This is a genomic window from Acidobacteriota bacterium, assembly GCA_016716905.1.
Lineage (GTDB): Bacteria > Acidobacteriota > Vicinamibacteria > Vicinamibacterales > SCN-69-37 > SYFT01.
In genome coordinates, this window is the sequence record JADJUS010000021.1 from 13,048 (window position 1) to 40,025 (window position 26,978).

Below are 26,978 nucleotides of genomic sequence, written 5' to 3' on the forward strand. Positions count from 1 at the left end.
CGTGGACGGTTGTCAGGCGTCTTTGGCCGCCGCCATGCCTTTGGCCTCATCGACACTCACGAGCAGCAACCCGCCGACGACGAAGAACAGCAGGATGCTGGCCATTCCGACGCGCTGGGAATACGCTTTGGTCAGTTCGCCCAGCAGAAATGGCCCCATGAACGCAGTGGCCTTGCCGGAGAAAGCAAAAAACCCGAAGAACTCGGATTCGTGCTTCGTCGGCACGAAGCGTCCCATCAATGAGCGTGACGCTGACTGATTCGGGCCAACAAAAATCCCCAACAAGGTGCCGGCCGCCCAAAACCAACCTACCGTGGGCGCCCACACTGCCATGCCGGTGGCCACCGACAGCATGACGATGGTAATCATGATTGTCTTCTTGCCGCCAAGGCGATCATCGACGAAGCCGAACAGGAACGCACCGAATCCTGACGTGACGTTCAGCCAGATGCCGAAGACAATCACGTCGCTCATGGTCATGCCGAAGGTCCCCTGGGCGTAGATTCCGCCGAAGGCGAAGACGGTGACCAGCCCATCATTGAAGACCAACCGGGCGACCAGGAACTTGACGAGCTCTTTGAAATGCCGAAGATGGCGGGCGGTTTGTCCCAATTCATGGAAGGCCGCCTTGATACTGATTCGTGCGGCATGGGTCCGCTGTTCAGGTACGAACCAGAACATCGGCAGCGCAAACAGCAGGAACCAGCCGGCCACCAGCAGGTTCGTCGCGCGTATGCCGGCGTCTTCCGTCAGGCCAAACCATGGAGCTTCTGTCACGAAGCCGATCAGCGCCAGCAGCATGCAGACCGTGCCCCCGACGTAGCCGAGGCCCCAGCCCCAACCCGACACCCGCCCGATCCGTGCGGGTGAGGCTATCGACGGAAGGAAGGCGTTGTAGAACACGTTGCCGACTTCGAACGTCAGGTCGGCGACGATGAAGAGCGTGAGCGCGATCAACGCGCCGTTGGCCATATCTGGCTTGATGAACGCCAGTGCGGTCGTGGCGCCGACGCAAAGAACCAGGGCGATGCCCATGAATCGCTTTCGCGCTCCGCCACGATCGGCGGCGGCGCCGAATATCGGCGAGGCAAGCGCCGTCAGGATCGAGCTAATCATCACCGCACGTGCCCACCACAGGGTGCCGGTTGCCTCATCCGGCGCAAAGGCCTTCGTGAAGTACGTCGAATAGATGAACGTCACCACCAACGTGGTGAAGGCCGAGTTGGCCCAGTCGTACATCGCCCACGACCAGACCACCTTCGGAACGTCGCGGCCGGGTGCCACTGTGGTTTCAGCAGTTGTCATTCGGGTCTCGGGAATCGTGGGCCATCTACACGTCGGCCAGGCACTGGCGGACCGACCGGGTGAGTGTATCTGCGTTAAACGGCTTCGGCAGGAACACTGCGTGTAATGCGGCTGCCGTGTCGGGCAGTTCGCGGTGGTAGCCGCTGGTCAGCACCACGCGCATATTGGGGCTGCGTTCGCGCACGGCCACGATCAGCTCGGGGCCGGTCATACCGCCTGGCATCACGACGTCGGTCAGCAACACCGAGACCCGCGATAGCTGCTGGTCTGGCAGAGCGAGCACCGCCGGTCCGTTCGCCGCTTCGATCACGTCGTGCCCGGCTGCAGAGAGCGCCACTCGCACAAACCTGCGCACCTGCTCCTCGTCTTCCACCACAAGAATTGTTGCCTTCCGGCTTGTCGGAATGTCCGGCGCCGGCGCTGGAACGTCGACGCGTTCCGAGGTGTCGATTGGCAGGTACACCTTGAACGTGGTGCCTCGGCCGACCTTGGTGTCCACGTCGATCCAGCCCCCGTGTTGCTGGACGACGGCGGAACTGGTGGCCAGGCCCAGGCCGGTGCCTTGCCCAGCCTCTTTGGTGGTGAAGAAGGGCTCAAAGATCTGCGGAAGGTGTTCGGGCGCAATGCCGGTGCCTGTATCCGTCACGCTGAGGCACGCGAAGTCAGCTGACCGCCGGTGCACGACGGTGACGTCGATCGTCAGCCGCCCTCCCTTCGGCATCGCTGCCTTGGCGTTCACCGTGAGGTTCAGCAGCACCTGATCCACCAGTCCCGGGTCGGCATTCACCGGCGCGAGTGTTGAAGAGGTCCGCACGTCGAGGGAGATGTCTTCACCCAGCAATCGGCGGAGCATGCCGGCCAGCGCGGTCACGGCCTCGTTGAGCTCAAGCGCGGCCGGCTGGACGGTGTTCTTGCGGGCGAATGTCAGGAGCTGATCCGTCACGCTGACGGCGCGTTGCGTGGCGCCTTTGATTTCATCCAGAAACCGTTTGGCGTCGTGGCCGGACCGCAGATGCTGCAGCGCCAGATCCGCATTGCCGCCGATGGCGGTCAGCAGATTGTTGAAGTCATGGGCCACGCCGGCGGCCAACCGGCCCACCGCTTCCAGGCGTTCGGCCTCGGCCAGCCGTTTCCAGTGGTTCTGCCGGTCTTCACGTTCCTTCTCGAGCATCCACAGCAACATCCCCAGGCCGACCATCAGCAGCAAGAGCACATCGATGTAGCCGTACGTCAGCCGCACGCGCTGCAGTCCACCCACGGTGCTGTTGATCGGTAAACCCAGCAGGAAGTACAGGGTTTGGTCCAGGCCATACAACACGAGTGCGACGGGCAGCAGCGCTCGTCCCAGTGTCCACGCGCCGCGACTGCGTCGTGCAAACCAGATCGCCGCCAGCACAAAGGCGATGCCGGTGGCGACCGACCGCACACCGGCGCGAGCCAGATACCGCTCGGTGCGCGCGGCCGGGTCGTCAATCCATGCCAGCGTCAGCGCCAGTCCCAGTGCGAATGCCACCGCACACGATGGCAATACCCAGCGCGTCAGCAGCCGCCGGCGCTCGGAGAATTCGTACGTCCCGAGCAGGAACCAAATCAGCTGCAGAAAGCCCGCCGTCAGCGAGACCGTGCTGACGGCCACCCGGGTCATCGATGTGACCTCCATGCTGCCCTGCAACAGCCGGCTGGTGGTGGAGCCCGTTGTGTAGATCGCAAACGCCAGCCAGCTCCAGATCCAGAAGCGCAGGTAGTTGCGGCCCGCGCGGCGTTCGAAGTGGAACAGCACGGCGGCAAAGAGCAGGGCCCCAATGACCTGGACACTGCTCCCAAGCACAATGAGCGTCAACTCCGTGGTCATGGCGAGGTGGAGGGATTCTACTCCTCATTTTCGTCCCTTCCCGCTTGATACGTCCCCCAATTTGTGTTCGGATGGTGACGCACCAATGCCCAATGAAGACGCCGCGCTTGCGCGCAAGGCCCGGATCCGCGAGGCCTCGTCATCGGTCTTCAACTACTGGTTCGGGTACGTGGCGAATCTCTCGCTGGTGGGGTGGCTTAGCAGCCGGGCCTTTGTGACTGGGCACCCCCGACTCGCCCTGGGCACCTTGGTCTTCTACGCAGCCGCGGGGGTCCTGCTGTGGACGCTCTCGGAATACGTCCTCCACCGGTATCTCTACCACGTGATGGAGTCACCGCTGAAAGTGGGCCACGACCTCCACCACGAGGAGCCACGGTCGTTGCTCGGCGTGCCGTGGTGGATGACCACCATTGCCGTGGTCGGCGTGTATTACGGCCTGAGCCTGATTGGCAACCCGTCGGTCATTGGTGTGGTGATGGCCTTTGCGTGGCTGGGCTACATCGGATACTGCGCCATGCACCACGCCTTTCACCATGCCACCTGGCGGGCGCGCTGGTTTGTCAGCGCCCGTCGTCATCACATGATTCATCATGCGCGTCACAACGTGAATTGGGGCGTGACCACCACGCTCTGGGATCGGGTCTTCGGCACGCGATCCTGACGTTCCGCGGGTGCTGTGCCCGTGCGGTAGACTCTCACCCGTGAAACTCCCAGCCGCATGGTTGTTGTTTGCCCTTCTGGCCCAGGCGCCGGCGGTGTCGCTTGAGCGCCGCCTTCTTGAAATCGAGGATGCCCGCGCCGACGATGTGTCGGTGCTGCTGACGGCCCTCAAGAGTTCCGACCCAGCCATTCAGCGACTCGCGGTGCGCACCGCGGGCCGGCTCGAACGCCCCGCGCTGAAGGACGCCATCGTGCCGTTGTTGCGCGCCCCGGATGCGCTGGTGCGCGCCGAGGCAGCCAACGCGATGGGGCAGGTGCGCGCGGCGTTTGACTACGGCGCCTTGCTGCGCGACGAGCGATCCGGCGATGTGCGCGCGGTGATCTTCGACACGATTGGCCGGATCACGCCCGTGCCTGGTGAAAGTGAACGCCTGCTCGTGGGTGGATTGACTGATGCGAGCGCACCGGCGCGTGTGGGCGCTGCGCGGGGCCTGGAGTCGTACTTCAGGGTGAACGCACGGTCGCTCAAGCCCGCGCCCGAGACGGTTGTCGCCCTGCGACAGGCCATACGCGACAACACCCACGCGCACCTGCGGGAGCCGGTGATGCTCACGTTGAACGTTGCCGGCGACAAGGATCCCGCGACGTTTGCGCTGGCACTCGCCGATCCCAATCCTCAGGTGCGTCGCCTGGCCGTGCTCGGCTCCAGGCAGTGGGTGGACGACCCGTCCCCGATGGTGCGGTACGAGGCGATGCGCCTGGCCGGCACGTGCGACCGCGCTGTGCGCGCGCTCGGCGATTCGAGTGAGCTTGTGGTGCTCGCGGCCATCGATTTCGCGGGCAGGAGCGCGTGCCCTGCCGCCGCGATCGACCCGCTGGTCAAAGGCGGCAAGACATGGCGCATTCGCGCGCGTGCGCTGGTGTCTCTCGCGCGGCTCGCGCCCGAGTCAGCGCGCGTCTATCTGCCCGTGCTCGCGGCAGACCCGGTCTGGCAGGCCCGCACGTACGCCGCAAGCGCCGCGAAGTTGCTGAAAGACACTGCCACTCTGGCGACGCTGGCAAAAGACCCGCAGCCGAACGTGATGGCGTCGGCCATCACCACCGGCGCCGACGCGGTGCGAGCGCTCGCAAGCGATCACGCCGGCTTGCTTGACGCGGCAGCGCGCCTGCTGAAGGGCACACCGGAATTGCCGGCTGCCGTGCCGCAGATGCTGGCTACGCTCCAGCGCCTGACTCGCACGGGGCGGGCCACTGTGCGCGACCCGCGCGTCCAGTTGCTCGAGCGGCTCCGCGAGTCCGGTGATCCGTCGATCGTCGAACCCCTGCGCGGCCTGTTGGCCGACCGCGACCCGGTGGTGGCCACGCTCGCAGCCGACATCATTTCGAAGGCCACCGGAAGTGTTGTGGTGGCAACGACGAAATCGTACGTCGGGGATCCGCTCCCATCTGAACAGACCCTGCGCGACCTGCGCGGGGCCACGGCGCGCGTGACGATGGCCGGATTGGGCACGTTTACCTTCGACCTGCTCACCGAGGAAGCACCGGTGACCGTCGCGGCGTTTGCGGCGCTCGTCGAGCGTGGCCAGTTTAATGGCCTGACCTTTCATCGGTTCGCGGCCAACTTCGTGATTCAGCACCGTCTTTGCCCGTGTGACCGCAGGCATGGATGTGGTGGACCGTGTGCTCGAAGGCGACGTGATCACGTCGATCACGATTACGCGCCGGCGATAGCCGCCCCCGCGATACAATCGCGCCCATGTCCACCCGCAAAGTCCTGGAGACATTGGCCGAACTCATGCGGCTGATGTACCACGACCCGCCATCGGCTTGACTGCCCGCTCCACGGTCCCTGGATGGTGACCGAGGTACGAGAACGAAGCCGAAACAGTTGACGGGGCGCGTGGCGCAAGATCGCAGACAATAGCGCTCATGCAGCGTATCCCCCTCATTGTCCTGGTGTGCCTGGTCGTGGCCTCGCTTTCCGCCCAGGAGACCGCGAAGGCGCCCGTTGGTTTTTCACGATCGTCCGCCGACGCGCTGGCAACATACGAGCGCATCGTGCTGGACACCCCATCACCTGCAAATGCGAAAACGTGGCTTGAGGCGCTGACTGAAGTGCCGCACGTGGCCGGCACACCCGCTGAGAAGAAGGTGGCCGACTACGTCCGCGATCGCATGGTCGAGTTCGGGCTTGCGGTCGAGATGGTGAAATACGACGTCTTTCTCAACCATCCCAAACTCGTGTCGTTGACGATGACGGCGCCCTCGCGGCAGGAGCTGTCGCTGATGGAAGACACGTATCCGCAGGACACCGCCGCCAGCTACCGGGGTCAGTTCCCCGCATTCCATGGGTACGGCGCCTCGGGTGTGGCAAGCGGGCAGGTGATCTACGTCAACTACGGCGCGCCAGGCGACCACGAGCGGCTCAAGGCGATGGGGCTCTCGGTGGAAGGGAAGATCGCGCTCGTGCGATATGGCGGCGCCTTCCGCGGCCTCAAGGTGAAGGAAGCCGAGGAGCGCGGGGCTGTCGGCGTCATCATCTACTCCGATCCGGCCGACGACGGCTACATGCGCGGCGATGTGTATCCGGATGGACCCATGCGTCCGGCCTCGGCGATTCAGCGCGGTTCGGTGCAATACCTGTCGATTCAGCCTGGCGACCCCTCCACTCCCGGCGGCGTGCCGTCCATCGACGGCGCTGCGCGCATCACACGCGACCAGATGAAGAACGTGCCGACGATCCCGTCCCTGCCGATTTCGCATCGCGAGGCAGAGAAGCTGCTGCGGCAACTGGGCGGACCGCGGGTGCCCGACGGCTGGCAGGGCGGGTTGCCGTTTTCGTATCACGTGGGGCCAGGCGGAGCAGCGGTCGAGATGAAGGTGGAGATGGACGAGGGGTTGAAGCCCATCTACAACGTCATGGCCACCATTCCCGGCACCACCGATCAGGTCCTGGTCGTCGGCAACCATCGCGATGCGTGGACGCCTGGCGCGATTGATCCCAATTCGGGCACGGCCGCCATGCTCGAGGTGGCCCGGTCGTTCGGCGTGGCCTTGAGAGCCGGGTGGAAGCCGAAGCGCACGATCATTCTTGGATCCTGGGACGCGGAAGAATACGGGCTGGTGGGATCCACCGAATGGGTGGAAGCCAACGCCGCGATGTTGTCGCAGAAGGCGGTGGCGTACTTGAATCTCGACTCGGCCGTGTCGGGACCCGACTTCAGCGCCTCGGGCGTGCCCTCACTTCGTGATGTCATGCGCGAAGTGGCGCGGCTGGTGCCGGACCCGCGCAAGGGCGGCAGCGTCGGCGCCCTCTGGGAGGGCCGTGCCAAAGCGGCCTGGGCGCAGAGCGCGCCGGTCACCCTCGGCGGACCCGATCGCGAGTTTGACCAGCAACTCGGCCGGCTCGGATCAGGCTCCGACTACACCGCGTTCCTCGACTTCCTTGGTGTGCCCGCCACCGACATGGGCTTCAGCGGCAGCTCGGGCGTGTACCATTCGGTCTTTGACAACTTCCGCTGGATGTCGCTGTTTGGTGATCCGGACTTTGTCTACCACAAGGCCGCCGCCCAGTTGATGGGGTTGCTGACGATGCGAATCGCGTCGGCCGATGTGGCGCCGCTGCGCTTCTCGGGCTACGCGCGCGCGCTTCGCGAAGACCTGGACGAAATTCGGACCGACGTCACCAAACGTGCGCGCATCGCTGTGGGTGCTCCATTCCTCCCGGACTTCGCATCGATCGTCACGGCACTGGCCGACCTGGAAAAAGCGGGCGTGGCCGCCGACGCCGCTGCGGATCGCGTGGCCGCGTCTGGAGATGCCGCTGCGGCCGCACGCATCAGCGACGCGCTGATCCAGGTGGAACGCGCGTTCCTGCATCCGCAGGGACTTCCGGGACGGCCGTGGTTTAAACACCAGCTGATCGGTCCCGGCCTGACCACCGGCTACGCCCCTTGGCCGTACCCCGCCTTGCGCGAGGCTGTCGAGAAGAAGGACATGACCATGTTCGGCGCGGAGGCGAAGCGAGTAGTGGCCGCCATTGCCGCGGGCACAGCCAGGTTGAGGCAGGCTGCCGGCATTCGGTGAAAGCGGAGCTCAGTCCACTTCGTCCCAGATTTTGTGCTGGTGAGTTTCCTTCAGAAGGAATGACCCGACGACGAACGTAATCGCCGCCACGCCGATGGGGTAGTAGAGTCCGGCGTAGATGTTGCCAGTGCGCGCGACGATCGAGAGCCCGATGAGCGGGAGCAGGCCGCCGAAGACGCCGTTGCCGATGTGGTACGGCAGCGAGAGCGCGGTGTAGCGAATGCGCGCCGGGAAGGCTTCCACCAGGTACGCCGCGATCGGCCCGTAGACCATCGTGACCAGAACCAGCTGAATGAAGACCAGTCCGATGAGTTTCCATGTGGCCGGCGTTGACGCGAGTTCAGCCCAGGGTGCGGTAGGTCAGCACCTCGGGTGCCGGCGTCAGTGCGCCGTTGACCATCGACTGCGGCGTCAGGCTGACGGCGCCGGTCACGGCGTTGCGCTGCGAGATGACGGTGACCACGTTCGAGCCGGCCGCCTGTTGCATCGACTGGTAGATGGGAATGTACGAGACGGCGGCGAGCAGGCACCCGGCCATCATCAGTCGCTTGCGGCCGAAGCGATCTGAAAGGCTGCCCATGACGATGAACAGCGGCATGCCCAACAGGAGCGCGGCAGCGACGATGTAATTGGCCGAGGTGGCATGCACTTTCAGGATGGCCTGCAGGTAGAACAGCGCGTAGAACTGGCCCGTGTACCAAATCACGCCCTGGCCTGCCGTGGCGCCGAACAGCGAAATCAGCACGCGTTTGAGGTTGACCCACTCGGTGAAGGCCTCTTTGAGTGGCCGCGCCGACGTCATGCCCGTGCTCTTGATGTGTTCGAAGATCGGCGACTCCTTCATGCGCAGGCGGATGTAGAGCGAGATGCCGACCAGGAAGATGGAAATCAGGAACGGGATGCGCCAGCCCCAGGCGCGGAAGGCCTCTGGGCCCAGCGCGTTTTGCACAACGAGGATGACGACCCAGGAGAGAAACAGCCCGAGCGTGGCGGTGATCTGGATGAAGCTCGTGTAGAAGCCGCGTTTGCCGTCGGGCACATGCTCAGCGACATAGACTGCGGCGCCGCCGTATTCGCCGCCGAGCGCCAGGCCCTGCAGGACGCGAATCACCAGAAGGGCGATGGGCGCCGCCATGCCGATGGTTTCGTAGGTGGGCAATACGCCCACGACCGCCGTCGCGCCACCCATGATGATCAGTGTCACAAGGAACGCGTACTTCCGGCCCACCCGGTCGCCGATGCGGCCGAAGACCAGTGCGCCGAACGGGCGTACGACAAACCCGACCGCGAACGTCGAGAGGTACGCAATCAGCGCAAACGTGTCGTTGCCCTGCGGGTAAAAGAGCGGAGAGATGATGGCGGCGAGGCTGCCGAAGATATAGAAGTCGTACCACTCGATCATCGTGCCGACAGACGACGCGGCGATGACGTTCCAGAGACGCGGGTGGCGGTGGTGACGATGGGGCACGGGCGAGAGCGTACCCCAGATGGGGGCCGCCGACCTGATACTATTCGCGCCAACACCCGTGACCCGTCGCCGCTCCCTGGTAACTCTCTGGCCGCTTGTCCTGGTGGCCGCCCTTGTGTTCGCGCCGCATGCCCTCGCGCAGGCTCCCGCAACCGCCCCGCAGGCTCCGGTCACAACGCCGGCCCGTCCGATCATTGCCGACATCACGAAGATCGACCCCGAAGTATTCGAGGCCATGGCCGCGAGGCTTCCGGCCGGCCGCGCGCCGCGGGTGGATGGGAAGCTGGACGACGCCGAGTGGCAACTGGCGCCGGTGCAGGGCCGGTTCATCCAGCGCGAACCGGCATTCGGGTTCGAATCCACTGAGCGCACGGAGTTCCGGATCCTCTACGACGACAAGACGCTGTACTTCGGCATCTGGGCGTTTGACTCCGATCCCAAGGGCATCATCGCCAGCGAAATGAAGCGGGACGCCGGCCTGCGCAAGGGCGATCAAATCAAGATCACACTCGACACCTTTCACGACCATCGCAACGCGTTCTACTTCTCGACCAATCCCCTGGGCGCGCTCAAGGACGCTCACTCGGTGGAGGAGGGCCGCACGATTAATTACGACTGGAACGCGGTGTGGGAGAACAGGACCACCATTGACGACCGCGGCTGGTATGTGGAGATCGCGATTCCGCTCAGCCAGTTACGGTTCAACGGCGGTCCCGGCGACACCGTGTGGGGACTGAACCTCTGCCGCATCATCATGCGGAAGAACGAAGAAACCTATTGGGTGCCGTTCCCGCGTGAGTGGCAGGCGATGGGGTTTGCCCGCATGTCCGGCGCCGGAGTCCTGAAGGGACTGCGCGATGTCACACCCAGGCGTCGCGTGGAGTTCGTGCCGTTTGTTTCTCCCCACATGGTCCGCGACTACGACGCGGGCACGCCGACACGCACGACGACCGACGTGGGGTTCGATTTCAAAATCGGTTTGTCGCAGAGCTTCAACGCCGACCTCACCTACAAGACGGATTTCGCGCATGTGGAGGCCGATCAGGAAGTGGTCAACCTGTCGCGCTTCAGTCTGTTCTTTCCCGAGAAGCGCCAGTTTTTCACTGAGGGCGCGGGCACCTTCGACTACAGCCAGAACGCAGGCGCCAACGCGGGCCCGGGCCTGCTGACGCTGTTTTACAGCCGCCGTGTGGGCCTGCAGGACGGGCGCGAGGTACCGATCCTGGCCGGGGGGCGCATCACCGGCCGGACCGGCCACACCACGATCGGGGCGATGAACGTGGAGACTGATGCCTCCGCAGGTGTGCCCCGCGCCAACTACTCAGTGCTGCGCGTGAAGCGCGATGTGTTCGCCAAGTCGTCGATCGGTGGCATCGTGTTGAATCGTTCGGGTGGTGGGCGCCCGGGCAACCAGGCCGTGGGGCTCGACGGCGTATTCACCATCGGCGCCAGGCTCGACGTCATCGTGGCCGGCGCCAAGACCTTCACGCCCGATGTACGAGGCAACGACTGGGCCGGCGCGGCCCGCATTCGCTGGACGCACGATGTGTTCGATGGCGGGTTGACCTACCTCGACGTTGGCGAGCGCTTCAACGCGGAGATGGGGTTCATCCCACGCACCGACATTCGCACGATCGGTGCGCAGGCCGCATGGACGCCTCGCCCGGATTGGCCAGGCGTGCGTCAACTGCGCTTCAACGTGAACTCCTCGTATGTGGAGAATCATGCCGGGCGCAGGGAATCGCAGGCCAGCGGATACGACGCCATCCTGACGGCACAGGACAGCAGCACTGTGCGTGTGGGTTTTGAGACGCAGTACGACTTCCTGCCGTCTGACTGGTCCACCGCCGGGGGGCTGATTCCCAGCGCGGGATACACCTGGCGGACCTGGAGAGCGTCCTACGGCTCGAACCAGGCCCGGCGCGTGTACGGTTCTGTCAGCGCCGATACGGGCGGGTATTACAGCGGCGACAAACAGACATGGCGCGCTGAGCTGAGTGTGGTGCCCAGGGACACGCTGCTGCTGGAGAACGTCTACACACGCAACCGCATCGTGTTGCCCGAGACTGGCCCGTTTGTCACGAATGTGTTGAGCACGCGCGTCAGCTATTCGTTCTCGCCCGATCTCTTTGTGAAGACGTTTGTGCAGGTCAACGACGCCACGCGTACAGCCAGCCTGAACGTGCTGTTCTGGTATATCTACCGCCCCGGCAGCGACTTCTACATCGTCTATAACCAGGGATTTGAGACTGACGTGGCGGGACCCAGGAATTTGCGGACGCGCGGACGGTCGCTTGCGGTCAAAGCCACATATTGGTTGTCGCGTTGAAGCGGTTTTAACCTGGCCGGGGGCGGACCGGTCGAAGACATCAGGGAGACTTACTTATGTTGCGACGAGGATTGATTCTTGCGGTGTTGGCGGTGGTGGCGGTGATGGCGAGTTCAGCGTGCGCGGTGGCGGCGCAGCCTGGCCAGGGCAATTGGGTATCCCTGGGCCAGCGAAACGTGACCGACCGCGTGGACCACGACACGGTGGTGGTGACCGGGTCACGGGGCACGTTCACGGCGGTCAAGTTCACAGTGCAGCGCCGGGCCGTGGACTTTCATCGCGTGGTGATTCACTTTGCCAACGGCGCAGACCAGAACGTCGAACTGCGCAACACCATTCGCGCCGGTGGCGAATCACGCGTGATCGACATTGACGGCGCCGATCGGGTGATCCGGTCGATCGACTTCTGGTACGACACGGCCTCGATCGGCCGCGGCCAGCGGGCGACCGTCCGCGTCCTCGGGCGGCACTAGGGGACACTCGGGCTTGAGGAACAGCCCGAGCTACGTGCTGGCTTGAAATTGTCCGGTGCGTAGCTCGGCCTGGTTCTCAAGGCCGAGGCCCTGGGGTGGGCGCAGAGCGCTACAATAGCGCCCACCTCAGGAGTCCCCATGTCCGCCACGAACGAGACCCGTCGTCGTTTCATCACGCACTTTGCCGGCGCCGGACTCGGCGCCACTCTGGCCCCAGGCATCATCTGGGCGAAGATGCAGGAGCAGGGCGCATCCCGAATCACCCTTGAGATGGTGACCGGCGCGCTGAAGCTGGCCGGCATCGAAAGCACCGAGGCCGAACGCCAGGCCATGGTCAACGGCGCAAACACGAGCCTGACGCGATACGAGGCGAATCGGCAGATCGATATTCCCAACGATGTCTCGCCGCCGTATCACTTCAGTTCTCTCGTGCCGGGTATCGAGGTGGATAAGGTGGCGCGGCCCTTCCGTCTCAGCGCGCCACCGCCGCTGCGGCGGCCGGCCAACCTCGAGGACGTGGCCTTCTGGCCGCTCCGGCACCTCGCCGAACTCGTGCGCACGAAGAAGGTCACCTCACTTGAATTGACCGAGATGTATCTCGGCCGTCTGCATCGCTACAACGGCACGCTCAACAACGTGGTGACGTTCCTTGACGATGTGGCGCGGGCGCAAGCGAAGCAGGCCGACACCGAAATTGCTGCGGGTAAGTACAAGGGCCCGCTCCACGGCATTCCCTGGGGCGCGAAAGACATCATCTCCGTGAAGGGTTACAAGACCACGTGGGGCACCGCGCCGCTCAAAGACCAGGTGCTTGACTACGACGCGAGCGTGGTGGAAATGCTGCGCGATGCCGGCGCCGTGCTGATCGCCAAGCTCACCACCGGCGAACTGGCGTCGGGCGACAACTGGTTCGGTGGACAGACCAAGAGTCCATGGGATCCAGCAGTCGGCTCCAGCGGATCCTCAGCCGGCCCATCGTCGGCCACCGCAGCCGGGTGTGTCGCGTTTGCGATTGGCTCCGAGACCAGCGGGTCCATTCTGAGCCCTTCGGCGCGGTGCGGCCTTGCGGGGTTGCGACCGACGTTTGGGCGCATCAGTCGACATGGCGTCATGGCGTTGTCGTGGACGATGGATCGGCTGGGGCCGATCTGCCGCCACGCCGAAGACTGCGCCATTGTCATGCAGGCGATCGCGAAGCCGGATGGTCGCGACATGAGCGTGTCGGATGCGCCGTTCAACTGGGACGCGCGACTGGATATCAAGAAGCTGCGTGTGGGCTACATCAAGGAGTCGTTCGACACACTGACCAACGCCGCGGCGAAACAGAATGCGGAGAAGGTGCTGGATACCTTGCGCACGCTCGGAGTCACGACGTTTGTACCCATGACCATTCCCATGGCCAACACACAGGGGTCAACCATCGGTGTGGAGTCGGCCGCATTTCGACCGCATGACTCGCACCGGCAAGATGACCGGCTCGCGCGGCGGCGGCCGCGCCAACGCGTGGCTGACTCCGGCCGTGGAGTTCCTTCAGCAGCAGCGCATCCGCATGATGATGATGATGGAACTTGAGCAGGCCACGCGCGGACTCGACGTGTATGTGGTGGCGTCCAACAACACCGGAGGCACACCCACGCCGGCTGGCCGCGGTCGCGGCGCTGGAGACCCGGTGGATCCCGCAGCTGCGGCGGCTGCGGCGGGCGGAAGGGCCGGCGGTCGTGGTGGGGATCCCGCGGCGGCAGGTCGTGGTGGGCGCGGTGCAGGTGGTGGGGGCGGCGCGGCTGGCCCGCAAAATCCTTCCGCTCGCCACTCAACCATGGCGAACCTCGCGTGTTATCCCGCGATCAACATCCCCAACGGATTCGCGGAGAATGGCCAGCCGACGAACGTGACATTCTTCGCGCGGCCGTTCGGAGAAGAGCCACTACTCGCCTTGGCTGCTGCCTATCAAGGGGCGAGCGGATTCTACAAGCAGAAGCCCACCAAGTTGGGATAGTCCAGGGTCCAGGGTCCAGAGTCCAGAGTTCGTTGTGCCTGCGCCGTTCGGCGCAGGGGCTTAGTTAAGAATCAGGATGCGCGAAGCGCCACCGAGAACCCTGGACCCTGGACCCTGGACCCTGGACCCTGGACCCTGGACCCTGGACCCCGGACTACTTGAGCACGCCCACCCTCACCCCCGAAGCCTGTGCCGCGGTCCGGTAAACGCGGTGCGTGGCTTTCTGGAAGTCGGTGGGCTTGGCCTTGTAGATATCCACAAACGTCTGCGGATTCCGGTCGATCACCGGGAACCAGGTGCTTTGCACCTGCACCATGATGCGGTGGCCTTTGAGGAATCTGTGGAAGCGGTCGCGCAGGTCGAATTCGTACTTCACGGGTTGGTTGGGGACCAGCGCCTCGGGTGTGGAGAAGGAGTTCCGGTAGCGGCCGCGGAAGACTTCGCCGGCCAGCAGCATCTGGAAGTCGCCCATCCTGATACCGCGCGGGTTGGGTGTGTTGTCAGGCGCGGTGCCCGGATACACGTCAATCAATTTCACCACCCAGTCGGCGTCGGTCCCTGTTGTGGACGCGATGATGGACGCAAAGATCGGTCCGGCGATGACCACGTCCTCGGTGAGTGGCTCGGTGCGATAGACCAGCACGTCTGGCCGCGTGGCCGCGAAGCGCTGGTCCTCAACCATCCACAAGTGGCCCTGTGTGGTGCGCGCTTCGGTGCTCCACGGCACGGGTTTCGATGGGTCCGAGACGTATTCGTCGAAGCCTCCACCTGAGGCCGCCGTCGCGGCTGTCGGCGGCGAGAACGACAGCCCGCCATCGGCTTGGAAATACAGCGTGCGCGACTCCGGTTGTGGTGGGTGGCCACGCGTCAAAGGTGCGCCAGGTGTTGCCGCCCGTTTCAAACATGGTGGCCTCGGCTGTTGGCGCCGCGCCTTTGTCTTTCAGGTGATGCGTGAAAAACGGAAACTCGACCTCGCGGCGATAGTAGTCGCCGGTCTGCGAGCCAAACCGGATGTCGCCCAGCGCATCGCCAGGCATCGAGGCCCATCCGCCGTGCAGCCACGGTCCGATGACAATGCGGTTCTTGTTGGCGGGTGTCGCGCGCTCCACCTGATACTTCTCGTTGATGTTGGCCACCGGGCCCGCATCGAGGAAGAAGCGATACCCGTCGGGTGTGCCGTAGTCAAAGCCCCCGCCGCGTGTTTCAGTGGCGCCGGCTCGCGGGCGCGCGTTTCCGGCGAGCCAGCTGAACGTGTACATCAGCCTGAACGCGCCGTTGTGATGGAAGTCATCCCCAAGGAACATGTCGATGGCCGGCGCCTGGGGAGACGACGCCTTGAGGGCCGGGTGCGCGTCGATCATGCCCCACACCGTCTGTGAGCCGGGATACGAGATGCCCCACTGGCCCACGCGGCCATTGTTGTTGGGCACGTTCTTTACGAGCCAGTCGATCGTGTCGTACGTGTCGGTGCTTTCGTCCGTGGCGCGAGGCCCCTTCGGCGCCGGCACCAGCGGCCGCATCACCACAAAGTCGCCTTCAGACCGGAACTTCCCGCGGACGTCCTGATACACAAAGATGAACTTCTCGGTCACGAAGTCTGCCGACGGCCCAAGCGTGGCCCGATACGCGTCGGCGCCATACGGCGGCGACCCATACGGCGTCCGGTGCAGCATGAACGGATACGGCGCCGACGTGTCCTTCGGCGTGTAGACGATGGTGAACAACTTCACACCGTCGCGCATGGGAATCATCTGTTCGGACTTGGTGTACGCCGCCCTGATGTCGGCGCCAGCCTGCGCGCCGAGTTTACGGTCGGCGCCTCCCAGCGCGCCCAGGACGATGAGGGCGGCGAACAGGAAGAACAGTCCGTGGGTCCGTGGGGCCGCAGGTCCGTGGGTTCTTGGTGGCGCTACGCGCATTATTGTTCTCCTGACAAAAAGTCCCGCGCCAACGGCGCGGCTCAACGGACTTGTACGAAGCTTTCGTCGAGCGCGGCCGTTGACGCGATGCCGAGTAGTTTCAGTGTCCGCACGATATCCGTCCGCAGGATGTCGATGGCGCGAGTCACTCCGGGACCTCCGGAAGCGCCGAGCCCGTACGCGTAGGCGCGCCCGATCAGTACCGCGCGTGCGCCCAGGCACAGCGCTTTCACCACGTCGCCGCCGCGCCGGATGCCGCCGTCGAGGAGCACCTCCACGCGTCCATCCACCGCCGCCACCACTTCGGGCAGCACCTGAATCGTGGCCGCCACGCCGTCCAACTGCCGTCCGCCATGGTTCGAGACCACCACGGCTGACGCGCCGCCATCAATCGCACGCCTCGCGTCATCGGCGGTGTGCACGCCTTTCACCACAATCGGCCCGCCCCATGCGTCGCGAATCCAGCGCAGGTCGTCCCAGCACGTCATTGATTGTTCAAGCGCCGCACCCACATCCGCGTAGGGCATCGGGCCATCCGGCAAGACGATGTTGGGGAAGTTCATCAGACCCCCGTCGCGAAGGTACGCCGCGAGCCAGCGCGGCTTGAGGAGGAACTGGCCCAGGTGGGGAAGCATCGCGAACGGCTTGCCGGAAAGAAGCGGCTTCATCCCGTTGCGCAGGTCGCGTTCCCGCATGCCGGCCACCGGCGTGTCGATGGTGACCACGAGCGCCGCGCACCCGGTTGCCTTTGCGCGTGCGATGCCGCCCATCGCCACGTCGCGTCCGCCCACCAGGTAGAGCTGAAACCAGACGGGTCCGCGGGTGGCGCTCTTGACGTCCTGAACGTGGCAACCCGAAAGTGTGGAGAGAATGTACGTGGTGCCGGCCTCGCCGGCAGCACGGGCAGCCACCTCCTCGCCGCGTGGATAAAACATGCGGCTACTGCCAACCGGTGCCAGCAGAATCGGCAGATCGAGCTTCGTGCCAAGGACGGTGGTCGAGAGGTCGCAGCGGGAAGTGGCGACGGCTGAATGGGGCCGGAAGGTGACGTCTTCAAATGCGCGGCTGTTCTCGCGCAGGGTGATCTCCGCGTCAGCGCCGCCGTCGATGTAATCAAACACCACGCGGGGCAGCCGCTTCTTCGCGGCCAGGCGCAGGTCGGCGATATTAACGGCCGTGGACATGTGCGCGGATTCTACCGCACGGCCATAGAATGGCGCCGGAGTATGACGATGCGTACAGCGGCGTGGATGATCTGTCTGAGCAGCCTCGCGGTGGCGACGGCCGCCCGCCAACCCCAGCCCCTCGGTGAACCTCCGAATGTGTCGGCCAGCCTGGCCGACCAGGCGGACCGTGTATCGCTGACTTATGAGGGCCATCGAATTGTGGACGGGACCATCGGCGGTGCTGCCGGCGTGACCGCGGAACGGCGCGCCGTGACGAATGAGTCGAACGGCGCCGTGACGCAGGTGATCAAGTGGACCGCAGTCGGCCGCGGCCCGCTCACGTTTGACCTCACCGTGTCCGCCAGCACCGATGCTCTGGCCGTGGAAGTGGACCGGCCCGCTGGAACGGCTCCGTTGTGCGCACCAGCATCGGCCCCAGCCACAACCTCCGTAACCGCGCGGTCTACGACCGCACTCGCGATTGGGTGGTGTCAATCGACGCGGGCGCGCAACTGGCCGTGACTCCCGGGGCCGCCAGGGCGTCAGGCACGACGTTTCAACTGCGCGGATCCGGATCGGAAGTGGTGCTGCGTTTCCGCCCACGTTTCTATCAGAAGCATCGCGGCCTGAAGTACTTCCAGCCGTGGACCTATCAGTCGTGGAAGCCCTCGGTCGCCGGATGGACGTCCTGGTATGCGTTCCGCGATCGCGTGACCCAGCAGGACATCACCGAGACTGCCGCGGTGGTCGCCGAGACGCTGGCGCCCTTCGGCTACGAATACATCCAGATAGACGATGGGTTTCAGCAGAACCCAATTGGGGTGCCGAGCCACTGGCTCACGCCCAACGAGAAGTTTCCTCAGGGACTTGATGGACTTCGGAACTCGATCACGCAACGCGGTCTCAAGGCGGGCTTGTGGACGAACGTGTCATTCGCCGATCGCGACTACGCGATGGCGCATCCCGGGTATTTCGTGAAGGACGCGGAAGGGGGCCCGGCACGCGGCAACTGGGTGGGATACGTCATGGACGGATCAAATCCATTGACGCTGACCGATCTGGTGGCGCCGGTGTATCGATCGCTCAAAGCATCGGGCTGGAAGTACTTCAAGGTGGATGCCCTGCGGCACCTGAAGTACGAGGGTTACAACAGCGCCGCGGACTATTTTGCCGGCAAACAACTGGACCGCGAGGCCGTCTATCGCCAGTTCGCCGCGTCAATCACCTCCGAGCTTGGTCCCGATGTGTTCAAGTTGATGTGCTGGGGCGTGCGTCCCGAATTGATCGGATTGTTCGATGGATGCCGGCTCGGCAACGACGGCTTCGGGTACGGAGGCTTCTCCGAATACAACTCCTTCAACAACATCGTCTGGCGCAACGACCCGGACCACATCGAACTGAAGCAGCCTGACGCCTATCGAGCCACCACGATTACCTCGCTGACGGGATCGATCCTGATGCTCACGGATCCGCCCGGGGTTGTATCGGACCGATCGCGGAAGCCGCTCGTCGCGCGTCACCGGTGTTGTTCGCCCTTCCGGGGCAGATCTATGACGTGGAGCCATCGAGATCTGATGCCATCGACCGGGCGGCTGTTGAGATGTCGGGTAGCGGCCCGCGCACATTTGATGCGACGCAGGAACTGTCGACCCACTATCTCTACGCGGTTGATGTGAGTCGGTCGTACGAGCAGTGGATGGTGTTGGCGCGCACAGGCGGCGAATCGGCTGTGCGCATGGCGGACCTCGGCCTTGCCGCCGATCGCGACTATCTCGCATTCGAGTTCTGGACGAAAGCGTTCTTAGGCACGTTCAAGGGGAGCCTGACGCCTGGGCCCGTTAACCCGACGTTTGGTGTCCAGGCCATCTGCCTCCGCGAGAAGGCCGATCATCCGCAGTTGCTGGCCACCAACCGGCATGTGGCGTGCGGCGCCGTCGATGTGACCGACGTGAAATGGTCCAGCGGCGCGCTCGAGGGATCGAGCGATGTGGTTCCGAACGAGACGTACGAAATCTACCTGACCGAACCGGCGGGGTATGCACTTACCGATGCGCGGCTCGTTGGCGCTCAACTCATCGACAGCCAGAAGGGGGGCGCCCGGGCGGCCGAGTGGCGGTGGAGTGTCCGACGCTGCGGCTGGCGCCGGCGGACTTCCCAAGCGGCAGGCGCGCTTCGGGCGGTGGCGATGACGCCGATCGAACGGATGCACCGGCGGGGCCTAGGAGAATGGGACCGCATCAGCACGCAGAGGCGCGCATGGCCAGACTTCCTCCGCCGCCAGGGCGCATCCCGGGGGGCCGGCGCGGGCCGCCCCGGGGGGGGGGGGGCGGGGGGGGGCGGGGGGGGGGGGGGCGGCCGCCCCCGCCCCCCCGGCCGTGCCGGAGAATCGCGATCGCTCGACAACCGCCGAGATGAAGCAACGTACGGCGAGATCACGATGCTCGAATTCCCGCAGTTCGTGAAGGACCGGTTTCCTGGTGTGCGGAAGATGGATATCTTCTCGGGCCTGTTCGGCGATGTGACGGACGACAGCATGTTCATCACGGCCGCACAAGGCGGGGGTGGCGGCGCCGGCTTCGATCCCATGAGTGCATCGGGCCGCAAGTGGCTGGACCGGCTGGCCAACACACTCGTGAAGACGGGCACGAAGGTGCAGCACATTTCAAACAACGCGCCCTTCGCGCTCGCCGACTTCGGCTCGCCTGAAGCCGACGCGCGCCGCAAGGCCGGCGTGGCGATGGCCAAGCGCTGGCTTGAGGGCTGCGCCGTGCTTGGCGTGGTCTCGATGCGGATGAACTCACCGCAGGCGCTGGGCCCGTCCATTCGCCCGAATGCCATCCCCCGGAGTGCCGACGGGTATCCGCGCAACCTCGATCTGGTGCCGTTGCTGGACGCAGCGATCGAGTCCTACAGGGAGATGGCCGACTTCGGGGGTGACCGCGGCATCAAGGTCACGTTTGAAAATCACTGGGGCCTTGCCGCCCGACCCGATGAATCTGCGGATCATGGTCGGCACGATCGCCATCCCTACTGCGACGTCGCCGGACTTCTGCAACTGGGAGCACGAGTATGCTCTTCAGCGGCCTTAAGGCTCTGGTGCCCTCTTCCACCTCCAACGTACGCGAAGTATTGGGACCGGTGGGGCGACAAAACGACGTGCAGCGCGGCGTGCGCATCATGCTGGCGGGCGGCTTCAAAGGTCCGTTTGCGCTAGAGTCGGAAGCCGGCCCCTCCAGCGGCGTCGAGGGCGCAACGTATCTCTAAGGAAGTGCTCGCCGCGCTCGACGCCCACGCCGGTACTGAAGCCGACCGCGACGCGGCTCGGGCTCAGCGGTTTTGAAATACTGCGCGATCAGGCGCGTTCACTGTGCCGTCGGCCTTGTAAGTCTCGCGATGGCCTTGTTGATCTGATCGAGATAGATCACAAACGGCGATTTCTTCGAGATCGTGATGTAAAACGGTTCTTCGGCGACGAACTTGGCAGACTCTCGAACTTCGAAGTTTCGCCGGTCTTCTTCAGCTGGTCATTCCCCGCATACAGCGAGTAGATGAAGTAGTCGGCCTGACCGGTCGCGACGAGGTTGAAGGCCTGCGCGGCCGTGGTGGCGCGGATCAATTGCAGGCTAGCCGCAGCGAAGTCGTCGAATTGCTGCCCGTAACTGTCGCCAATCATCGCCACGCCCTTTTTGCCGACCAGCACATTCCACGTGTCAAACAGGAACGGCTTGCCCTTGGCGACAAACAACGCCACGGGGTCGGTGGTGTAAGGATCGGAATAGAGCATGTAGGTGAGGCGGTCGGTCGTCTTGTAGGCCGCGACGAGCACATCCACTTCCCCGGACCTGGCCTTGGCCTGCACTTCATCCCACGTGCCCGAATAAGGAAACGTCGTGCGGAGATCGAGGTCGGCGAAGATCCTGCCAGCCAGCGCCGCACCGGCGCCATCGATGACGGCACCGCTGCGGTACATGATGGGCGGCCATTCAGGGTGCCCGGAAATCTTCACGGATTCAAGCGCCGCAGGCTGTGGTCACGACGCCGGCGCCCGTCGGTCGGGGCGGCGGCCGGGGCGCGGCGGTGCAGCCAGCGGCCCCAGCGGGCGGCCGCCCTCAGGTTGATGATCGCGTATCAGGTGGGCAGCAAGCCCGATTGGACCAGCGTAGCCACGCGGGGCCGATGACCGCCACCCGGAAACCGGCACGGTGCGCTATTCGACTTCGGGTGCGGGGCCGCTCTCGATTACCGAGACCTACAGCACAGATGGCCGGGCGCTCGACTGGAACATCGACCTGGCGGCCATCGGCTCGGCCGTACGCGTGGGTGACTTCGGTATCAGCCTGCCCGTGCAGGGCCCCACGGGCGAGAACCCTGCGCAGATCTTCGAACGCGGATTCCTGAAACATCAGTTCCATGTCCGGCGCGGGTTCGCTTCTTCTTCTACGTTCGCGCTTCGGGGCGCCACCCTTCCTGCTGGTCACCGCCAAGCCCGGAACGAAAGCCGGTAATGCTTCTCCGCCGCCGGCCGCGCAGGCGGGACGATGTTCGTGCACTCGGCAAAGTCGGGCAGCGAAGAGACGCGGGCACGTGGCGGCAGGCGCACACCGCGTTGAGCTTGAAGGCCGGCGCGAAAGCCAGCTACGGGTTCCGCCTCCAGTGGGCCTCCAGCTACGACGAACTCCGCGACCTGCTGTATGCCAACGGCCTGTTCGACGTTCGCGTGGTGCCGGGCATGACCGTGCCGTCGGACCTGTCCGCGAAGTTCTCCCTCCGCACGAAGGCGCAGATCGAGTCTGTCACGGCGGAGTTCCCGGGCCAGACCACGATTACGCCGTTGGGTTCGCCAGCGTCGCCCGGCGGCAGCCCGCAGACACCCACCTCTACGAGGTCACCTTCCGCAAACTCGGCGAGAACATGCTGACCATCACGCACGATGGCGGACGTAAGACGTATCTCGAGTTCTTCGCTGCCGGAGCCGATGGAACGCTGATCAAGAAGCGGGCATCGTTCCTGGTCAATCGCCAGCAGGTGAAGGATCCACCAAGTGGTGGAACGGTGTCTACGGCCCCTACGACATGAAGGCGAAAGTCATGCGCACCATCGACGATCCCGACATCTTTGTCGACCGCATGGTCTACGCCCTGACGGCTGATGACCCCGGCCTGGCGAAAGCGCCCTACATCGCCGCCAAAAACGTCACCTTTCCGGACAGGGCCGAGATCGAATCGCTGGAGTACTACATCAAGCACTTTGTCTGGGGCGGCCTCCAGCGCAAGGATGATGAACGGCCGTATCCATACGGCATCTACGGCACGCCGCACTGGTTCGTCAATCGCGATCCCGAGCGGCGCAAGGCCTACGCAGACTCACTGGCCAATGGCGCCACGGCCAAGACCGACCTCTCCAAGAGCACGTCTGGCGCAACTACGACTATCCGCATGTGGTGATGCTGTATTTCCACATGCCCAGATCGCGAAGATGTATCCGGAGATGTCGACCTATCTCGACGCGGCCGGCTACCTCACGCGCGCATGGGAAACCGCTCGCGCGTTCTATACCTATCCGTACGAGATCTATCCCTCCTACTACGACACCTACAAATGGGGCCTCTATAACGAGTTGGTCGTGCTCGACGTGATCGACGCGCTGAAGGCCGAGGGCATCCCGAGCAGGCGAAGTGGCTGACGGGCGGAGTGGGAAAAAGAAGACCAAGTATTTCGTGTATGACGATGCGTATCCGTTCCGGGCAGAGTATGCGTTCGATCGCACGGCGTTCGAGTCTACGTATGCCCTGGCGAAGTACGGCGCCACGCACGATATGGCGCCCGACCGGAACCTGTGGTTCGACCTCAAGCTGAAGACGTGGTGGTCCCATCCAACCGTGAAGCGCGAGGACTCGCGGGCGTTCATGGATCGCCAGCTGGCGTCGGGGCTCGTGGTGCGCGGCTGGCTCAATCCCGCGTATTACACGCTCGGCGCCGATCCAGGTGGGCTACATGGCGGCGATGGGCGGGTGGGGCGTGCTCGACTACGCGGTCAACTTCGCGCCCAGTCCTACGACTGGCTGCAGCTGGGAGTACGCGTCGTATCTCCAGTTCGTGGAGCCTGGTGAATAGCGGCACGGCAGGTCAGGCTACGGCGCGTGGTTCCCGGCAGGAGAACGACAGCGCCGCAGGCTGGCAGTTCATGAGCGCCAAGGCCGGCAGCGCATGGATGGGATCGAGTGTGCCCGGCGGCGTCACGGTCCCGCGCGGGCCGTGGCACTACGACAGTGAAATTGATCTTGGCTTTGGCGGCGCGCTCCGCATAGCCGCCACCGTCGTGACCAACGACCCGACATTCGGCTGGACCGCGTACGGCGGCGTGGCGAAAGACGACAGGACGCGGCTGTTGATCCAACCCTCGCGACGGCGTCCGCCGGCGGCTCGCGGTGGTGACGCAGGACCGATGCGCTGCCGTTTGCCGACAGCCTGTCACGGTTGAAATTGGAGCTGGAGCGCGATGGATTTGCCGCGACCGGCGACATCGCGGTGGACAAGTCGCTGGAGGCCATCACGTTCACGATCGAGAACCGCACGGGGCCGGGCGCACCGGACGGGAATTCTTCCTGTCGTTCCCGGTCAACGCAGGTTATGTGTTGACCGCGGGAGGCGACCCGTGGCGTTGATCCCCACAGGAAACCCAGGACTATCCGTGGCGGGCGGAGGTGGCGGTGAGCGGGGCGGCGCGCGTCGTCGAACTACGCCGTCAACGCACCCCTGAAACCGTAGTCCGTATACCGGAACGATGGATCAGTTCGGCTGCGCTGCGCGCAGCGGCAGAGCCGGCTGATGGCGTGTCGCCCGGGCGCCGCCTCGCGACACCCGTCGCCGCCCAGTCTCAGGACGCGCGGGGATCGGCCGTGGGCGACGAGGCGTAGTAGTCGGCTCCATACCAGTCAGCGCACCACTCGTAAATGTTCCCGCCGATGCCGAACAAGGCCGAAGCCATTCGGCTCTCGAGCGTCACCGGCCATGGCCGGGTAACGCACCCCGGCCGCCGTTGAGCACCCACGCGGGAATCTCATCGCCCCACCGAAACCGGGCCAGCCAGTCCGCCGCGCCACCCGTTCCCACTGGCCTTCCTCGTCGGCAGACGCGCCGGCTCGCCGGTCTCCGACCGCCACCGGCAAAACGCACGGGCGTCCAACCAGCTCACGCCGGTGACGGGCAGGTCCGCCGGCGATCTTGCCCGGCCACTCGCGTGGCGCCTCGTGACCGGTGGCCCCTCCAGAAACGCCGCGTACTCCGCCTGCGTGACCGGATACACCGCGCACTCAAACGTCCACGCTCACCTCATGCACCGGCCGCTCATCGTCTTGCCCGGCGTCGCTGCCGCGGGGAATCGCCCGGCAGGGATCGGCACAAACATCGTCACTGTGCCATCATGCGCCGGGGAGGGCGTCGATGAGGTGGCAAGATTCTTGGCGGTTTCATGGTGATGGCGATCGGCGCCGGGGTTGGCCCGTGCCAGTCGGCCCCAGGCCGGCCGTGCGTTCACCACCAACTTCACGCTGGCCGAGGTTGCGGCGCGCCGCGCCCGGTCTACGACGCGATAGGTCCGCGGGGCCTCGCCTGATTCAGGGACTCCCCAGCGTACCTTCGTCGGCCCATCTTCCGGCAGTCCAACAAGGTTCTACTACCTGTCGGGCGTCGTCACGCCACGCAGGCCATCCTAGCGATGGACGGCACCACCGCAGCAGCATCCTGTATCTACGAAACAGAACGTAGGCCGGGCTGCGGTCGGTGATCTGCTGTCGTCGGATGACCCGGCGGCCACCGCCGCATCACCGGGTATGGGCGAGGTCCAATCACCTGAACGACTGGAAACCCGATCTCAAAGCGGAGGCGCGCTGGCGCGACGACGTTGTGTAAATGCCGTTTGCGCCGACTGAAGGGGCAGTGAAAGCCCTGATGGTGCGCGGCACCATGCGGCAGATACTGACCGCAGACCCGTGGGACCGGCGAAATCAGCCGCGAAGCCCGCGAAGGCACTATTGGCCGCTCGAGCTCCACGACTGGAGATCGAATCTCGCCCATTCTCAACGCAATGCGAGAGATTTAAGCGCAGCCGAGATCGCGCTCATCACGCGCGCAACAAGGTCGGTGGCGAAGCCATCATCGAGGCTATGCGCAACTGCATTACTGGCTTTGGCCGGTAGAAATTGACGCACTCGCGCAGTTCATCTTCGTGCGCCACGGCGCGCAGAGCGAGAGCCTATCAGCGCGATTGTGGCCAGCGGCCCGGCGGCGATGAACCGCACCATCAGCCAGAGAGAAGATCATGACGGCCGGCGAGCTGGTGCTGATGGACTACTGTCCCGACCTCGGCTTCAATACTGCTGCGACGTCACGCGCCAATGGCCGGTGAACGGCAGGTTCAGCCGGGGACCAACGCGACTATGCGGCTTCTATCTCGGGATCTACGAATCCGTCCTTGGCGCCATCAAGCCGGGCTTGAGGTCGCAGCAGGTGCTACGGGCGGCGTTGCCCAAGATGGACGCCATCCTGCAGGCGGCGAAGTTTTCGAAAGAAACCTCTCTACGCCGACGTCGCGAAGCAATTCGTGGACCGCTATCGGGCGTCCGCAGAGCGTGGCGCCGGACTCGGTCATGCCGTCGGCATGGCGACTCATAATTTCGGCGGCGGCACCGGTCTCATGCGGCCGGGCATGGTGTTTACGATCCGAGCCGGCGCTCACCATTCCCGAAGAGCAGATCTACATCCGGCTGGAAGACATGATTGTCATCCACAGAGACGGGCGCGACAGTCCTTTCCCGGATTTTGTGCCGCGCAGCATTGCGGCGGTGGAGAGGATGGCCGGGCGGGGCTTCTGCAGCAATGCCGCCGGATTCGCTGACGTCCATGACAGACCCGACGGGGCCCCCGGCGCGCACCCGGCGAAGCCGCGGTATTCCGGAAAAATCCACGGCGGTTTCAGGACAAATGCAGGCTGAATCCCGATCGTTACGGCCGAGATCGACAAGGTGCTGGCCTCCGGCAAGCCGCCGGCAGCGTAAAAATCTGACCGATCATGGTGGACGAGGTGCTGGCCTGCCTTCGCCCTGTGGCCGGTGACGTGGCCGTGGACTGCACACTGGGCGGCGGAGGGCATACGCGCGCGTTGCTCGGTCGCGTGTGTTGCCGGGTAGCCGCGTGATTGGCCTTGACGTCGATCCTCGAGCTGCCGCGCACCGAGGGACGCCTGCGTGCCGAAGGTTCGGTCCAGACTCTTTTGCGTCGCACACCACGGAAACTTCGCGGGCATTTTACAAAGGAGCCCTGACCGCTGCGGGCACGCGACCGCGAACATCATCCTTCGGGACCTTGGCGTGTCGTCCATGCAGCTCGATAATCCCGACCGCGGTTTCAGTCACCAAGGAGTCTGGCCCCCTCGACATGCGCAGGAATCGCTTCGCGTGGCGTGACGGCCGCGCAGGTCATCGCGCGCGAGACCGAAGAGTCATTGGCGGCCTTGCTGGATGAAAACGCAGACGAACCACACGCCGCCCTCATCGCCGGCATTCTAAAAAGATCGACCCTGGACCCGGGTTTCGGGACCCCGACAACGTTGACCACCCGTGCGGTTGACACTCTGGTTCGGTCAGCGCTGATGGCCGCATTCCCAGGCTTGACGCCCGCCGAAATGACGCCCTCGGTGCGTCGCACCTTTCAGGCGCTCCGCATCG

Annotated in this window: 25 protein-coding genes and 2 pseudogenes; 18 read left to right on the forward strand and 9 right to left on the reverse strand. The window is 64.6% G+C overall.

Annotated elements, in window-relative coordinates:
- Positions 1-12: 12 nt before the first annotated feature.
- A complete protein-coding gene (locus IPL75_15965) occupies positions 13-1,305 on the reverse strand; it encodes an MFS transporter (protein ID MBK9241703.1) in 1,293 nt (430 codons plus the stop codon).
- Between the two features lie 25 nt (positions 1,306-1,330).
- Positions 1,331-3,157, reverse strand: coding sequence for a response regulator (locus IPL75_15970; GenBank protein MBK9241704.1), 1,827 nt, complete (start codon positions 3,155-3,157; stop codon positions 1,331-1,333).
- Positions 3,158-3,242: 85 nt separating this feature from the next.
- On the opposite strand from IPL75_15970, the gene IPL75_15975 reads away from it, so the two are divergent.
- The 3 genes from IPL75_15975 to IPL75_15985 all read left to right on the forward strand — a co-directional run bounded on the left by IPL75_15975 (position 3,243) and on the right by IPL75_15985 (position 7,903).
- On the forward strand, positions 3,243-3,818 hold the full coding sequence (locus IPL75_15975) for a sterol desaturase family protein (GenBank protein ID MBK9241705.1): 576 nt from the start codon (positions 3,243-3,245) through the stop codon (positions 3,816-3,818).
- Positions 3,819-3,858: 40 nt separating this feature from the next.
- Positions 3,859-5,622 (forward strand): HEAT repeat domain-containing protein, encoded by a 1,764-nt coding sequence (locus tag IPL75_15980; GenBank protein MBK9241706.1) that lies wholly within the window; start codon positions 3,859-3,861, stop codon positions 5,620-5,622.
- Between the two features lie 124 nt (positions 5,623-5,746).
- Positions 5,747-7,903 carry a M28 family metallopeptidase gene (locus tag IPL75_15985; protein MBK9241707.1) on the forward strand — a complete coding sequence of 719 codons (2,157 nt, stop codon included), beginning with the start codon at positions 5,747-5,749 and terminating at the stop codon, positions 7,901-7,903.
- A gap of 9 nt (positions 7,904-7,912) precedes the next feature.
- On the opposite strand, the pseudogene IPL75_15990 reads toward IPL75_15985, so the two are convergent.
- Positions 7,913-9,305: pseudogene (locus IPL75_15990) on the reverse strand (MHS family MFS transporter).
- A 124-nt stretch (positions 9,306-9,429) separates the two neighbouring features.
- Here IPL75_15990 and IPL75_15995 point away from each other — a divergent pair.
- The 4 genes from IPL75_15995 to IPL75_16010 all read left to right on the forward strand — a co-directional run bounded on the left by IPL75_15995 (position 9,430) and on the right by IPL75_16010 (position 14,169).
- Positions 9,430-11,700, forward strand: a complete 2,271-nt coding sequence (locus IPL75_15995) for a carbohydrate binding family 9 domain-containing protein (GenBank protein MBK9241708.1) — start codon at positions 9,430-9,432, stop codon at positions 11,698-11,700.
- Positions 11,701-11,756: 56 nt separating this feature from the next.
- Positions 11,757-12,173, forward strand: a complete 417-nt coding sequence (locus tag IPL75_16000) for a DUF2541 family protein (protein MBK9241709.1) — start codon at positions 11,757-11,759, stop codon at positions 12,171-12,173.
- 138 nt (positions 12,174-12,311) lie between these two features.
- On the forward strand, positions 12,312-13,745 hold the full coding sequence (locus IPL75_16005) for an amidase (GenBank protein ID MBK9241710.1): 1,434 nt from the start codon (positions 12,312-12,314) through the stop codon (positions 13,743-13,745).
- A complete protein-coding gene (locus IPL75_16010; GenBank protein MBK9241711.1) occupies positions 13,693-14,169 on the forward strand; it encodes a hypothetical protein in 477 nt (158 codons plus the stop codon). Before IPL75_16005 ends, IPL75_16010 begins: the two co-directional genes overlap by 53 nt.
- Before the next feature lie 154 nt (positions 14,170-14,323).
- Here IPL75_16010 and IPL75_16015 read toward each other — a convergent pair.
- Both IPL75_16015 and IPL75_16020 read right to left on the reverse strand, forming a co-directional pair.
- Positions 14,324-15,911: pseudogene (locus IPL75_16015) on the reverse strand (CocE/NonD family hydrolase).
- Between the two features lie 218 nt (positions 15,912-16,129).
- On the reverse strand, positions 16,130-17,272 hold the full coding sequence (locus IPL75_16020; GenBank protein MBK9241712.1) for an alpha-hydroxy-acid oxidizing protein: 1,143 nt from the start codon (positions 17,270-17,272) through the stop codon (positions 16,130-16,132).
- A 42-nt stretch (positions 17,273-17,314) separates the two neighbouring features.
- Between IPL75_16020 and IPL75_16025 the strand changes: the two genes are divergently transcribed.
- Both IPL75_16025 and IPL75_16030 read left to right on the forward strand, forming a co-directional pair.
- A complete protein-coding gene (locus IPL75_16025) occupies positions 17,315-17,776 on the forward strand; it encodes a hypothetical protein (GenBank protein MBK9241713.1) in 462 nt (153 codons plus the stop codon).
- Positions 17,743-18,930 carry an alpha-galactosidase gene (locus IPL75_16030; GenBank protein ID MBK9241714.1) on the forward strand — a complete coding sequence of 396 codons (1,188 nt, stop codon included), beginning with the start codon at positions 17,743-17,745 and terminating at the stop codon, positions 18,928-18,930. The genes IPL75_16025 and IPL75_16030 overlap by 34 nt, the downstream gene beginning before the upstream one ends.
- 1,745 nt (positions 18,931-20,675) lie before the next feature.
- Here IPL75_16030 and IPL75_16035 read toward each other — a convergent pair.
- A complete protein-coding gene (locus IPL75_16035; protein ID MBK9241715.1) occupies positions 20,676-21,224 on the reverse strand; it encodes a transporter substrate-binding domain-containing protein in 549 nt (182 codons plus the stop codon).
- A 232-nt stretch (positions 21,225-21,456) separates the two neighbouring features.
- On the opposite strand from IPL75_16035, the gene IPL75_16040 reads away from it, so the two are divergent.
- Genes IPL75_16040 through IPL75_16070 form a run of 7 tightly spaced genes read left to right on the forward strand, consistent with a single transcriptional unit; the run spans position 21,457 to position 23,734 of the window.
- Entirely contained in the window at positions 21,457-21,759 is a 303-nt protein-coding gene (locus tag IPL75_16040; GenBank protein ID MBK9241716.1) for a hypothetical protein, read from the forward strand.
- Positions 21,759-22,172, forward strand: a complete 414-nt coding sequence (locus tag IPL75_16045) for a hypothetical protein (protein ID MBK9241717.1) — start codon at positions 21,759-21,761, stop codon at positions 22,170-22,172. Before IPL75_16040 ends, IPL75_16045 begins: the two co-directional genes overlap by 1 nt.
- Complete coding sequence (locus IPL75_16050) at positions 22,166-22,330, forward strand: hypothetical protein (GenBank protein ID MBK9241718.1); 165 nt, start codon at positions 22,166-22,168, stop codon at positions 22,328-22,330. Before IPL75_16045 ends, IPL75_16050 begins: the two co-directional genes overlap by 7 nt.
- The gene (locus IPL75_16055) at positions 22,327-22,698 is read left to right on the forward strand and encodes a hypothetical protein (protein MBK9241719.1); all 372 of its coding nucleotides are present in this window, start codon (positions 22,327-22,329) and stop codon (positions 22,696-22,698) included. Before IPL75_16050 ends, IPL75_16055 begins: the two co-directional genes overlap by 4 nt.
- A 43-nt stretch (positions 22,699-22,741) precedes the next feature.
- Positions 22,742-22,936 (forward strand): hypothetical protein, encoded by a 195-nt coding sequence (locus tag IPL75_16060; protein MBK9241720.1) that lies wholly within the window; start codon positions 22,742-22,744, stop codon positions 22,934-22,936.
- Positions 22,929-23,363: a hypothetical protein gene (locus IPL75_16065; protein MBK9241721.1), complete on the forward strand. Its 435-nt coding sequence runs from the start codon at positions 22,929-22,931 to the stop codon at positions 23,361-23,363. The genes IPL75_16060 and IPL75_16065 overlap by 8 nt, the downstream gene beginning before the upstream one ends.
- Positions 23,360-23,734 (forward strand): hypothetical protein, encoded by a 375-nt coding sequence (locus IPL75_16070; GenBank protein ID MBK9241722.1) that lies wholly within the window; start codon positions 23,360-23,362, stop codon positions 23,732-23,734. The genes IPL75_16065 and IPL75_16070 overlap by 4 nt, the downstream gene beginning before the upstream one ends.
- A 579-nt stretch (positions 23,735-24,313) precedes the next feature.
- Here IPL75_16070 and IPL75_16075 read toward each other — a convergent pair.
- Both IPL75_16075 and IPL75_16080 read right to left on the reverse strand, forming a co-directional pair.
- Positions 24,314-24,559, reverse strand: a complete 246-nt coding sequence (locus tag IPL75_16075; GenBank protein ID MBK9241723.1) for an SUMF1/EgtB/PvdO family nonheme iron enzyme — start codon at positions 24,557-24,559, stop codon at positions 24,314-24,316.
- Between the two features lie 21 nt (positions 24,560-24,580).
- Positions 24,581-24,802 carry a hypothetical protein gene (locus IPL75_16080; GenBank protein MBK9241724.1) on the reverse strand — a complete coding sequence of 74 codons (222 nt, stop codon included), beginning with the start codon at positions 24,800-24,802 and terminating at the stop codon, positions 24,581-24,583.
- Between the two features lie 1,521 nt (positions 24,803-26,323).
- Here IPL75_16080 and mraW (IPL75_16085) point away from each other — a divergent pair.
- A complete protein-coding gene (gene mraW, locus IPL75_16085; protein MBK9241725.1) occupies positions 26,324-26,449 on the forward strand; it encodes a 16S rRNA (cytosine(1402)-N(4))-methyltransferase in 126 nt (41 codons plus the stop codon).
- 49 nt (positions 26,450-26,498) lie between these two features.
- The gene (gene mraW / locus IPL75_16090; GenBank protein ID MBK9241726.1) at positions 26,499-26,717 is read left to right on the forward strand and encodes a 16S rRNA (cytosine(1402)-N(4))-methyltransferase; all 219 of its coding nucleotides are present in this window, start codon (positions 26,499-26,501) and stop codon (positions 26,715-26,717) included.
- On the opposite strand, the gene IPL75_16095 is transcribed toward mraW (IPL75_16090), so the two are convergent.
- Positions 26,659-26,805 (reverse strand): hypothetical protein, encoded by a 147-nt coding sequence (locus IPL75_16095; protein MBK9241727.1) that lies wholly within the window; start codon positions 26,803-26,805, stop codon positions 26,659-26,661. The two genes, mraW (IPL75_16090) and IPL75_16095, sit on opposite strands and share 59 nt — an antisense overlap.
- Between the last annotated feature and the right edge of the window lie 173 nt (positions 26,806-26,978).